The sequence below is a fragment of the Xanthomonas sp. 1678 genome (assembly GCF_031455575.1).
GTDB lineage: Bacteria > Pseudomonadota > Gammaproteobacteria > Xanthomonadales > Xanthomonadaceae > Xanthomonas_A.
In genome coordinates, this window is record NZ_JAVDSZ010000001.1 from 23,796 (window position 1) to 35,844 (window position 12,049).

At 68.3% G+C, this 12,049-nt stretch carries 10 protein-coding genes; 6 read left to right on the plus strand and 4 right to left on the minus strand.

Annotation, left to right across the window (positions count from 1 at the left end):
- Window positions 1–53: 53 nt before the first annotated feature.
- Together J2Y70_RS00170 and typA are read right to left on the minus strand one after the other, a co-directional pair.
- Window positions 54–536, minus strand: a complete 483-nt coding sequence (locus J2Y70_RS00170; protein ID WP_309912137.1) for a DUF2127 domain-containing protein — start codon at window positions 534–536, stop codon at window positions 54–56.
- Window positions 537–549: 13 nt separating this feature from the next.
- Window positions 550–2,379: a translational GTPase TypA gene (gene typA / locus J2Y70_RS00175; RefSeq protein ID WP_263397418.1), complete on the minus strand. Its 1,830-nt coding sequence runs from the start codon at window positions 2,377–2,379 to the stop codon at window positions 550–552.
- A 200-nt stretch (window positions 2,380–2,579) separates the two neighbouring features.
- Here typA and J2Y70_RS00180 point away from each other — a divergent pair, with 200 nt between their 5' ends.
- From J2Y70_RS00180 to J2Y70_RS00205, 6 genes are all read left to right on the plus strand, one after another.
- Window positions 2,580–3,074, plus strand: coding sequence for a peptidylprolyl isomerase (locus J2Y70_RS00180; RefSeq protein ID WP_263397419.1), 495 nt, complete (start codon window positions 2,580–2,582; stop codon window positions 3,072–3,074).
- An 89-nt stretch (window positions 3,075–3,163) separates the two neighbouring features.
- A complete protein-coding gene (locus J2Y70_RS00185; protein WP_309912140.1) occupies window positions 3,164–3,535 on the plus strand; it encodes a glutaredoxin family protein in 372 nt (123 codons plus the stop codon).
- A gap of 34 nt (window positions 3,536–3,569) precedes the next feature.
- Entirely contained in the window at window positions 3,570–4,556 is a 987-nt protein-coding gene (locus J2Y70_RS00190; protein ID WP_263397421.1) for a malate dehydrogenase, read from the plus strand.
- Window positions 4,557–5,067: 511 nt separating this feature from the next.
- Window positions 5,068–7,569, plus strand: coding sequence for a prolyl oligopeptidase family serine peptidase (locus J2Y70_RS00195; RefSeq protein WP_309912142.1), 2,502 nt, complete (start codon window positions 5,068–5,070; stop codon window positions 7,567–7,569).
- Window positions 7,570–7,689: 120 nt separating this feature from the next.
- Window positions 7,690–9,561 (plus strand): propionate--CoA ligase, encoded by a 1,872-nt coding sequence (prpE, locus tag J2Y70_RS00200; protein WP_309912144.1) that lies wholly within the window; start codon window positions 7,690–7,692, stop codon window positions 9,559–9,561.
- Between the two features lie 73 nt (window positions 9,562–9,634).
- Window positions 9,635–10,213: a hypothetical protein gene (locus tag J2Y70_RS00205; RefSeq protein ID WP_309912146.1), complete on the plus strand. Its 579-nt coding sequence runs from the start codon at window positions 9,635–9,637 to the stop codon at window positions 10,211–10,213.
- Between the two features lie 567 nt (window positions 10,214–10,780).
- Here J2Y70_RS00205 and J2Y70_RS00210 read toward each other — a convergent pair.
- Entirely contained in the window at window positions 10,781–11,389 is a 609-nt protein-coding gene (locus J2Y70_RS00210; protein WP_309912148.1) for a glutathione binding-like protein, read from the minus strand.
- Window positions 11,390–11,468: 79 nt separating this feature from the next.
- A complete protein-coding gene (locus tag J2Y70_RS00215) occupies window positions 11,469–11,930 on the minus strand; it encodes a cell wall hydrolase (RefSeq protein WP_228320640.1) in 462 nt (153 codons plus the stop codon).
- Window positions 11,931–12,049: the final 119 nt, after the last annotated feature.

The following is a 12,049-nucleotide window of genomic DNA, read 5'->3' on the forward strand; positions in this document are numbered from 1 at the left end:
GCAGCGCTACGGGGATTGGCAAACCGGTGTGCGGGCGCGTGCCCGCATTGCGCTCAGAGCGCGGGGCGGCGTCGGCGCCGGATCAGGTCGCGGGCCAGGATGCCGACCACGGCGAGATTGATCGCCAGCACCGCCCATGCGGCCCAGCCGGGATGGCGCACGATCGCGTAGATATCGAACGGCAGGTAGATGGCCGCGGACACACAGCCCAGCATCGACGCCCAGGCCTTGGCGCGCCACAGGCCCCAGGCTTCGACGATGTGCAGCACGCCGTAGGCGAGCATGCCGGCGGCGGCCAGATGCACCGCGCCGGGGTTGATCATGGTGAGCAGCGACGGCAGCGCGCCGTGCTCGGGGTCCAGGCTGAAACGGACGATCAGCCGGCCCACCGCCGCACGCAGCGGCAGCGGACCCATGATCTCCAGACCCGTTGCGGCCAGTACCGCGAGCAGGCCCTTGCTGGCCTCCAGCAGTGCGATCAGGTGCAAGCCCGGATGCGCATGCGGATCCGGGTTGTACGCCTTCTTGCTGGCCACGGGAGGCCTGCGGTCAGCCGCCGCGACCGGCGCGCTTGCGATCGCTTTCGGTCAGGAACTTCTTGCGCAGGCGGATTTCCTTCGGGGTGACTTCGACCAGCTCGTCGTCCTCGATGAAGTCCAGCGCCTGTTCCAGCGTGTACTTGATCGCCGGAGTCAGCTTGATCGCATCATCCTTGCCCGAGGCGCGCATGTTGGTCAGCGGCTTGGTCTTGATCGCGTTGACGGTCAGATCGTTGTCCTTGGAGTGGATACCGATCAGCTGGCCTTCGTACACGTTGTCGCCTTCGGCGGCGAACAGGCGGCCACGCTCTTCCAGCGGCCCCAGCGAGTAGGCGGGGGTGGCGCCGGCGGCGTTGGCGATCATCACGCCGTTCTGGCGCTTGGCGATGGCGCCCTGTTCCTTCGGACCGTAGTGGTCGAACACGTGGAACAGCAGGCCCGAGCCCTGAGTCAGGGTGCGGAACTCGTTCTGGAAGCCGATCAGGCCACGCGCCGGGATCATGTAGTCCAGGCGCACGCGACCCTTGCCGTCCGGCTCCATGTTCTTCAGCTGGCCCTTGCGGATGCCCAGCTTTTCCATCACGCCGCCCTGGTGCTGCTCTTCGATGTCCACCACCAACTGCTCGACCGGCTCCATCAGCTTGCCGTCGATTTCCTTGACGATGACTTCCGGACGCGACACGGCCAGCTCGAAGCCTTCGCGGCGCATGTTCTCGATCAGCACCGACAGGTGCAGTTCGCCGCGGCCGGAGACCAGGAACTTGTCCGGGTCCGAACCTTCCTCGACCTTCAGCGCGACGTTGTGCAGGGTCTCGCGTTCCAGGCGCTCGCGGATCTGGCGGCTGGTGATGAACTTGCCGCCGCTGTGTTCCTTGCTGCCGGCGAACGGCGAGTTGTTGACCTGGAAGGTCATCGAGATGGTCGGCTCGTCCACGGTCAGCGCCGGCAGCGCTTCCGGGGTGTCCAGCGCGCAGATGGTGTCGGAGATGCTCATGTCGGCCACGCCGGAGATGGCGACGATGTCGCCGGCCTCGGCCTCTTCCACTTCCACCCGCTCCAGACCCATGAAGCCCAGCACCTGCAGGATCTTGCCCTGGCGCTTCTTGCCTTCGCGGTCGACGATGCTGACCGGCATGTTCTTCTTGACCTTGCCGCGCTGGATGCGGCCGATGCCGATCAGGCCGACGAAGTTGTTGTAGTCGAGCTGGCTGATGCGCATCTGGAACGCACCGTCCGGATCCACCTGCGGCGGCGCCACGTGCTTCATGATCGCTTCGTACAGCGGAGTCATGTCGCCTTCGCGGGCGCTGTCGTCCAGGCTCGCGTAGCCGTGCAGCGCCGAGGCGTAGACGATCGGGAAGTCGAGCTGCTCGTTGGTCGCGCCGAGCTTGTCGAACAGGTCGAACACCTGGTCGATCACCCAGTCCGGACGCGCGCCCGGGCGGTCGATCTTGTTGACCACCACGATCGGCTTGAAGCCCATTGCGAAGGCCTTCTGGGTCACGAAGCGGGTCTGCGGCATCGGCCCGTCCATCGCGTCGACCAGGATCAGCACCGAGTCCACCATCGACAGCACGCGCTCCACTTCGCCGCCGAAGTCGGCGTGTCCGGGAGTGTCGACGATGTTGATGCGGTTGCCCTGCCAGGTGATGGCCGTGTTCTTGGCCAGGATCGTGATGCCACGTTCCTTTTCCTGATCGTTGCTGTCCATCACGCGCTCGGCCAGCACCGTGCGCTCGGAGAGGGTGCCGGACTGCTTCAGCAGGCAGTCGACGAGGGTGGTCTTGCCATGGTCGACGTGGGCGACGATGGCGATATTGCGAAGATTTTCGATGGACATGCGAAAGGGGGCCAACCGGCGCCAGAAAGGAAGGAGAGTAAGCCCCCTATTATACCTGTATCCCGGCGCGCCTGCGGTTCAGGATTCGGCGGCCGTGGGGCGGGGCCGTTCAGCCGCCGAAGCGGGGGCCTGAAGCGGGCCAAACAGGCCGCCGTGTATCCTATGCGCCCCAAATGACGCCCCCGTTTCCAAGGAATCCCATGTCCCTGATCGCCCATTTCGACACCGCCCGCGGCCCGATCACGATCGAGCTGTACCCCGACAAGGCACCGCTGACCGTGGCCAACTTCGTGAACCTGGCCAAGCGCGGCTTCTACGACGGGCTGAGCTTCCACCGCGTGATCGCCGACTTCATGATCCAGGGCGGCTGCCCGGAGGGCTCCGGCCGCGGCGGCCCGGGCTACCGCTTCGAGGACGAGACCGACAACGGCGTGCGCCACGAGCGCGGCGTGCTGTCGATGGCCAATGCCGGTCCCAGCACCAACGGCAGCCAGTTCTTCATCACCCACACCGCCACCCCGTGGCTGGACGGCAAGCACACCGTGTTCGGCAAGGTGACCCAGGGCCTGGACGTGGTGGACAGCGTCGCCCAGGGCGATGCGATCAACAAGATCACCATCGAAGGCGACGCCGACGCGGTGCTGGCGGCCAAGGCCGACCGCGTCGCCGAGTGGAACCGCCTGCTCAGCGCCTGAGTGCCGCCGCGACCGGCCGTCCAGGCCGGTCGCCGATGGCCTGCGTGCTAACATTTCCCGGTTGACTGCCGCGCTCCAGCCCGATGACGATGCGTTCCCTTCTGTTGTGCATGGTGCTGCTCGGGATCGGCGGCGGCGTGCATACGTGGTGGCGCAGCGGCCAGGCGCCCACGCCGGCAGCGCTGGCGGCCGGCGACCCGCGGCGGCTCACCGGCGAGGACGGCATCGTCATGCTGGCCGCCGACTGGTGCGGCTACTGCCGCCGGCAACAGGCCGATTTCGAACGTGCCCAGGTCCGCTACCGCGTGCTCGACGTGGAGCAGGAGGACGGCCGCCTGGCCGCGGCCGCGCTGGGCCGCGAAGGCGTGCCGATCACGGTGATCGGCCAGCACGTGATCGACGGCTACGACACCGCCGCCCTGGACGCGCACCTGCAGCCGCTCGGCTACCGCGTCTACTGACCCCTTTATCCCTTTTTTAGCAGAGGAACCCCCCATGAAGACACCCGTACGTGTTGCTGTGACCGGCGCCGCCGGCCAGATCGGCTATGCCCTGCTGTTCCGTATCGCCTCCGGCGAGATGCTGGGCAAGGACCAGCCGGTGATCCTGCAGCTGCTCGAGCTGCCGATGGAGAAGGCCCAGGCCGCGCTGAAGGGCGTGATGATGGAGCTGGAAGACTGCGCATTCCCGCTGCTGGCCGGCATGGTCGGCACCGACGACGCCGAAGTGGCGTTCAAGGACGCCGACATCGCCCTGCTGGTCGGCGCGCGTCCGCGCGGCCCGGGCATGGAGCGCAAGGACCTGCTGCTGGAGAACGCCAAGATCTTCACCGCGCAGGGCGCGGCGCTGAACAAGGTCGCCAGCCGCAACGTCAAGGTGCTGGTGGTCGGCAACCCGGCCAACACCAATGCCTACATCGCGATGAAGTCGGCGCCGGACCTGAACCCGAAGAACTTCACCGCGATGCTGCGCCTGGACCACAACCGCGCGCTGAGCCAGTTGGCGCTCAAGCTCGGCAAGCCGGTCGGCGGCATCGAGAAGCTGGTGGTGTGGGGCAACCACAGCCCGACCATGTATCCGGACTACCGCTTCGCCACCGCCGACGGCGCCTCGGTCGCCGATGCGATCAACGACCAGGACTGGAACGCCGGCAGCTTCATCCCGACCGTGGGCAAGCGCGGCGCGGCGATCATCGAAGCGCGCGGCCTGTCCTCGGCCGCCTCGGCCGCCAACGCCGCCATCGACCACGTGCGCGACTGGGTGCTGGGCAGCAACGGCAAGTGGGTGACCATGGGCGTTCCATCCGACGGCTCCTACGGCATTCCGGAAGGGGTGATGTTCGGCTTCGCGGTGACCACCGAGAACGGCGAGTACACCCTGGTCAAGGATCTGCCGATCGACGACTTCAGCCGCAAGTACATCGACAAGACCCTGGCCGAGCTGGAAGAAGAGCGCAGCGGCGTGGCGCACCTGCTGGGTTGATCGCGTCGGCGATCGCGTCACCGGACGCCGGGCTCTGCCCGGCGTTCTGCGTTGTGGGGTTCCAAATCTGCGGGCCACTTCCCTCGGTGGGAGAAGGAACCATAGCCCCTCTCCCCTCGGGAGAGGGGTTGGGGTGAGGGTGCGGCGCGAAGCGACTCGCTGAGTTAGGCGCACGAGGCTGCGCCCATGCCCTCATCCGGCCCTGCGGGCCACCTTCCCCCGAAAAGTGGGCCATGGTCCCGATGGGACAAGGGAACAGCACTAGCCCCTCTCCCCTCGGGAGAGGGGTTGGGGTGAGGGTACGGCGCGAAGCGTCTCGCTGAGTTGGGTGTGCGAGACTGCGTCCGTACCCTCATCCGCCCCTTCGGGGCACCTTCTCCCGAGGGGAGAAGGGAACAGCCATTAGCTCCTCTCCCATCGGGAGAAAGGTAGAGATGCCGGCTTCGGAGAGCGGTAGGAGCCTGGTGCGGTGTGCTACGTTTCCGCAGCCATTCGCCAGGGGACAATTTCTATGGTCATGCCGTACCGGTGGGTCTCGTCGCTGGCGCTCGCCAGCGTATTGCCGTTCGCCGCCGTCGCTGCGGACAACGGCTATCGGCAGCCGCCCGAGCCGCTGCTGGGGGTGATGCGCGCGCCGCTCAATCCGTCGCCGCGGCTGGACCCCACTGGCAAGACCCTGCTGCTGGTGCAGCGCAATCAGTATCCGCCGATCGCACGCGTCGCCGAGCCGTATCTGAAGCTGGCCGGGGTGCGGGTGGAGCCGCGCAGCCACAGCCGCCACGACATGTCCAACGGCTACGGCATCCGCACCTGCCTGGACGGCTTCGCTCTGGTCGACGTGGCCAGCGGCAAACAGACCGCGGTAACCCTGCCGGCCGGCGCCTGCCCGGCGTTGCCGGTGTGGTCGCCGGACGGGCGCCGCTTCGCCTTCAACAACACCGCCGCCGACCGCGTCGAGCTGTGGTTGGGCGACGTCGCCACAGGCAACGTGCGCCGCATCGACGGTGTGCAGCTCAATCCGGTGCTGGGCGGGGAGATCCAGTGGCTGGGCGGCAGCGACACCTTGCTGCTCAAGACCGTGCCGCAGGACCTGGGCGCGGCGCCGCGCAAGGCGGCGGTGCCGCCGGGCCCGGAGGTCAAGGAAACCATCCAGGGCAAGGGCGAGAGCAGCACCTACGAGGCGCGCGACACCCTGTCCAGTCCCGAGGACGAGGCCTTGTTCACCTACTACGCCACCTCGCAGCTGCTCAAGGTGGATGCCGCCAGCGGCAGTCAGGCCAAGATCGGCGCGCCGGCGGTCTACACCGCGGTGGATGGCGCGCCCGATGGCCGCCATGTGCGCGTGGAGCGGCTGCAGCGGCCGTATTCCTACGTCACCACCTATGCGCGCTTCGCGCGCGATGTGGCGGTGCTGGACCTGGCCAACGGCAGCGAGCGCGTGCTGGCCAAGCTGCCGGTCGCCGACCGGGTGCCGGTGCATGGCGTGCCGACCGGCCCGCGCGCGTATTCCTGGCGGGCCAACCAGCCGGCCACGCTGGTCTGGGCCGAGGCGCTGGACGGCGGCGACTGGAAGGCCAACGTGCCGGCGCGCGACAAGCTGCTGACCCTGGCGGCGCCGTTCACCGGCAAGCCGCGCGAACTGGCGCGGGTGACCCAGCGCTACGCCGGGCTGTCCTGGTTCGCCGAGGGCGGGCGCGCGCTGCTGGACGAATTCGACGAGAACCGCCACTGGCGCCGCACCACGCTGCTGGACGCGGATCGTCCCGGCAGCCCTGGCCGGGTGCTGTTCGACCTGTCCACCGACGACCTGTACGCCGATCCCGGCACGCCGGAACTGCGCGTGCTGGCCAACGGCGAAGCGGTGCTGCACGAGGACCGCGGCGCGTTGTTCCTGAGCGGGCAGGGCGCCACGCCCGCCGGCGACCGCGCCTTCCTCGACCGCTACGACCTGGCCAGCGGCAAGAGCGAGCGCCTGTTCCGCAGCGACGCCAGCGTCGACGAGGTGTTCGCCGGGTTCGCCGGCGACGACGCGACCCGGCTGCTGACCTGGCGGCAGTCGCCGGCCGACCCGCCGAACGTTTACCTGCGCACGTTGGGCCAGGCGCAGCCCGACGCGGCCGCGGGCGAGGCGGCCTACGCGTCCAGCCTCGCGCCGGTCACCCGTTTCCCCGACCCGACGCCGCTGGTGCGGCAGATCAAGAAGCGGCTGGTGACCTACAAGCGCAAGGACGGGGTGGAGCTGTCGTTCACGCTGTACACGCCGCCCGGCTACAAGGAAGGCACGCGGGTGCCGGCGATCCTGTACGCGTATCCGCTGGACTACGCCGATCCGTCCAAGGCCGGCCAGGTCAGCGGCGCCAACGAGCGCGACTTCACCCGGCTGAGCTCCTACCAGCTGCTGTTGCTGGCCGGCTACGCGGTCATCGACGACACCGCGTTCCCGATCGTCGGCGATCCCAAGACCGCCTACGACACCTATCTGCAGCAACTGGTCGACAACGCCACCGCCGCGGTGGACAAGGCGGTGGAGCTGGGCGTGGTCGATCGCCAGCGGATCGGCGTCACCGGCCACAGCCACGGCGCGCTGATGGCGGCCAACCTGCTGGCGCACACCGACCTGTTCCGCGCCGGCGTGGCCACCAGCGGCAGCTACAACAAGACCCTGACCCCGTTCGGCTTCCAGAACGAGCGGCGCTCGTTCTGGGCCGCGCCGGAGGTCTACGCGCAGGCGTCGACGTTCTTCCACGCCGACAAGATCAACGAGCCGCTGCTGATCGTGCACGGCATGGACGACGCCAATCCCGGCACCGAGACCACCCAGGCGCCGCGGCTGTTCCAGGCGATCCGCGGCAACGGAGGCACCGCGCGGCTGGTGCTGCTGCCGTTCGAGCCGCACTGGTACACCGCGCGCGAGTCCAACGAGGACGTGGTGGCCGAGATGCTGGAGTGGTTCGACCGCTACGTGAAGCAGGCGGCGCCGGCCGCGGCCGCGGCGACCCCGCCGAAGCGGTAGCGGAAGGCAATGGCGCAGGCGGACACGGTGCCGCCTGCGCCACTTCGACCAAGGTCGAAGGACGCAAGCGCGGCGCAAGGACTATGCTCCGGGCGGGTGCATGGCCTTGGGAGGGGCTGCATGGACTACGCGACGCTGTACCGGCGCTCGATCGAGCAGCCGGAGGAGTTCTGGGCGGAGCAGGCCAAGGCCATCCACTGGCAGCGGCCGCCGCAGGCGATCCTGGAATACGACCACCCGCCGTTCCGGCGCTGGTTCGGCGGCGGGCTGACCAACCTGTGCCACAACGCGGTCGACCGGCACCTGCCCGAACGCGCCGCGCAGCTGGCACTGGTCGCGGTGTCCAGCGAGACCGGGCAGACCCGCGAATTCACCTATGCGCAGCTGCACGCGGAGGTCAACGCGTTCGCCGCGGTGCTGCTGCGCCTGGACGTGCAGCGCGGCGACCGCGTGGTCATCTACATGCCGAACATGGCCGAGGCGGTATTCGCGATGCTGGCCTGCGCGCGCATCGGCGCGGTGCACTCGGTGGTGTTCGGCGGCTTCGCCGCGCACAACCTGGCGCTGCGCATCGACGATGCGGCGCCGAAGCTGCTGATCGCCGCCGATGCCGGCAGCCGCGGCGGCAAGATCATTCCCTACAAGCCGCTGATCGACGCCGCCTGCGCGGAAGCGAGCACGCCGCCGCCGAAGGTGCTGATCGTCTCGCGCGGGCTGGATCCGGCCCAGCCGCGCATCGACGGGCGCGACGTCGACTACGCCAGCCTGCGCGCGGAGGTGGGCGATGCGCATGTGCCGGTCGCCTGGCTGGAATCCAACGAACCCAGCTACCTGCTGTACACCTCCGGCACCACCGGCAAGCCCAAGGGCGTGCAACGCGACGTCGGCGGCTACGCGGTGGCGCTGGCGCTGTCGATGCGCACGGTGTTCGATTGCGCGCCGGGCCAAGTGATGTTCTCCACCTCCGACGTCGGCTGGGCGGTCGGCCATTCGTACAACGTGTACGGCCCGCTGATCGCCGGCTGCACTTCGTTGCTGTACGAAGGATTGCCGGTGCAGCCGGATCCCGGCGTGTGGTGGGCGCTGTGCGAGAAGTACCGCGTGCGCACGATGTTCTCCTCGCCGACCGCGATCCGCGTGCTGAAGAAGCATCCGTTGCGCCACATCCGCGACCACGACCTGAGCGCGCTGCAGTACCTGTTCCTGGCCGGCGAACCGCTGGACGAACCGACCGCGCTGTGGATCGGCGAGGCGCTGGGCAAGCCGGTCATCGACAACTACTGGCAGACCGAGACCGGCTGGCCGGCGCTGACCTTGCTGCCGGGAGTGGACATGCGCCCGGTCAAACTGGGGTCGCCGGGGTTTCCCAACCTCGGCTACAAGATGAAGATCGTCGACCCGCAAGGCGCCGAAGTGCCGGCCGGGCGCAAGGGCGTGCTGGTGATCGAGCCGCCGTTGCCGCCGGGCTGCATGACCACAGTGTGGAACGACGACGCGCGCTTCCTGCGCAGCTACTTCAGCCATTTCGAGGAGCTGCTGTACAGCTCGCTGGATTGGGCGATCCGCGACGACGACGGCTACATCTTCATTCTCGGCCGCACCGACGACGTGATCAACGTCGCCGGCCATCGCCTGGGCACGCGCGAGATCGAAGAAGCCATCGCCGGCCATCCGGACGTGGCCGAGGTCGCAGTGATCGGCATGCACGACGAACTGAAGGGACAGGTGCCGGTGGTGTTCGCCACGCTGAAACAGGCGGCGTCCGATGCGGCCGGCGTCGCCGAGCAGTTGCGGCAATGCGTGGTCGAGCGGCTCGGCGCGGTGGCGCGGCCGGCGCAGGTGCATCTGGTGCAGGCGCTGCCGAAGACGCGCTCGGGCAAGTTGCTGCGGCGCTCGCTGCAGGCGTTGGCCGAACAGCGCGATCCGGGCGATCTGTCCACGCTGGACGATCCCGCTGCGCTCGACGAGATTCGCAGGGTGCTGGGGCGATGAGGCACCGCTGCGCGCCTGCATCGCGCGGCAATCGCGGCGGCCGACGCTGACGCGCAACCAGGGGAGGCGGGGGATGAGCGAGAACGGGTGGTATGCCAAGACCGAGGCGGGACGGCAGGAAATCGCGGACCGCGCGCGCCGGCTGCCGGCGCAACTGCGCTCGATCCTGCTGGTGGTGGACGGACAGAAGGACGACAGCACGCTGCAGCAGATCGTTGCCGGCGTGCATGCGCCCGACGATGCCTTGGCGCAATTGCAGCAGATGGGCCTGATCCGCCGCGGCGGCGATGCGTCGCTGCCGGCATCACCGCTATCGTCTCCATCGCCATCGCCATCGGCATCAAGCGCACCGTTGGCGGCGTCCGCGGCAACGGTGACCGACGCCCTCCAGGCGCTGGCCGATCGCGCCGATGCGCCGGTGTCGCGCGAAGCGGCGCAGCGCTATTCGCGCCTCTACGACGCAATGAGCGAAGCGGTGCGCCAGTACCTGGGATTGAAGGGCTATTTCATGCAGCTGAAGATCGAGCGCTGCAGCGACGCCGCTGCGCTCGAAGCGCTGCTGCCGGACTTGGCCACCGCGATAGGCAAGGCCAAGAGTCCGGCGCTGGCCGCGCGCTGGTTGCAGGATACGCTCGGCGCGGATGCGCAGTAGTCGCGATCAAACACCAATGCCACGCGCAGGCAGGTTCCGGCGTGCAGTGTCTGCCGATCCAGAACGCGCGCGGCCTGCGCCGCGCCGCAAGGCTGCTGCACGGCGCTCGCCTGCCGCTGGACAATCGTGGCCCTGTTCGTGGCCATGGCCGATGCAGGCAGCGTGCTCTAAGACGGCTGGCAGTCGCAATGTGGCCGTTGTAGGAGCGGCTTCAGCCGCGACAGGATATGTCCGATAGAGCCTGTCGCGGCTGAAACCGCTCCTAAAGGTTTCGTTTGCGTGCAAACAAGCAAAAAAGATCGCTCGAATTGCATGGACTCTCTAGGCCTTCCGACTGCAGCGCCACCTGCACCTGCGGGTCGGCTGTCTTGCGGATGCAGTTCGGATGCGGACCGTTGCAGCCCGCGGCGCGTTTGTGGGAGCGACTTCAGTCGCGACGGGCATTGCCGGTAGAGCCCGTCGCGACTGAAGTCGCTCCCACACCTTGGCATCAGTCGATGCGGAAGTTTTCTGGCAACTGCTCATTCACGCAGCGCGTCACACTGCATGCGCCGCTGTTGCCTGCGTTCAGTCCAGGCCTTCGGCATGCAGCGCCGCCTGCACTTGCGGATCGGCCATCATGCGTTCGAAGAAGCGTTGGAGGTGCGTGCCGAGCTCGATCTTCAGGGCGCGCGCCCAGCGCAAGGTGACGAACAGATAGGCATCGGCGATCGAGCGTTGCGCGCCGCCGAGCCATGCCTGCGTTGCCAGGTGCGCGTCCACGCGTGCATACAACGTGCGCAGGCGCTCACGCGCATGCTCCTGGGTGCGCGCGATCACCGCCGCGTCTTCCAGGTAGCGCGTGCTGCCGAACATGGGATGGAAGGCCGGATGCAGGTCGGCGTTGAGGAAGGCGAGCCAACGTTGCACTTCGGCGCGGCCGCGCGCGCTGCCGTCGCCGGCAAGCTGCGCGGCCGGCGCCAGGTCGGCGATGTAGTTGAGGATCGCCGAATTCTGGGTCAGCGCCCAGTCGTCCACCTGCAGCGTCGGCACCGCGCCGGCGGGATTGAGGGCGAGATAGGCCGGCGCCTTCATCGACGCGGCATCGAGCAGTTCCAGTTCGAACGGCAGGTCCGCCCAGCGCAGCGCAATGTGGTCGGCCAGCGAGCAGGCGCCGGGCTTGGAATACAGTTTCATTGCGGCACTCCGCACAGACAAAGGGCCGGGAAGCGTACCCGGCCCTGCATGTCGTTGGCGATAGTGCGGCAGTGCGCGATCAGGACGCGTTGCGCGGCCGCAGCTTCTGTACGCGGTAGAACGTGTGGTCGCCGATCGTCGCCACCTGGTAGGCATTGCGCCAGCTGGGGCTGGCGATCGCATGCGCGGCGAAGTGGCTGGCGCCGGGCACGATCTCCTTGCGCTGGCCCTGCGGCAGCGCCCAGTTGCGCTCCGCGGCAAAGGCGACGTCGACCGCATCGGCCCAGGCGTCGTCATTCTTCAGTTCGGTGCCGGGTTTCACCAGCCCCGGCGCGAACTGTTTGCGCGCGGTGACCACCTGGCACATCGAGTTGCCCCACAGGCCGCTGTCCAGGCGCCGCAGCGCCACTTCGGCGACCGCCTGCTGGCCGCGCAGCGTCTGGTCGCGCGCTTCCAGGTATACGGTGGTGCTCAAACACAACGAATCGGCGGCGGGTTGCGGCAACAGCTGCGACAGCCAGAGAATCCAGGCCAGTTTCATATGACTCCTTGCTCCGTATGGGCCGTCATCGGGGCTGCACCGGGTGGCGCGGCAAGGCGATGCGGCTTGGCGTCATGGGGAGGCGGCCTGTCACGGGCCGCCCGGGTGCCGGCGCAATC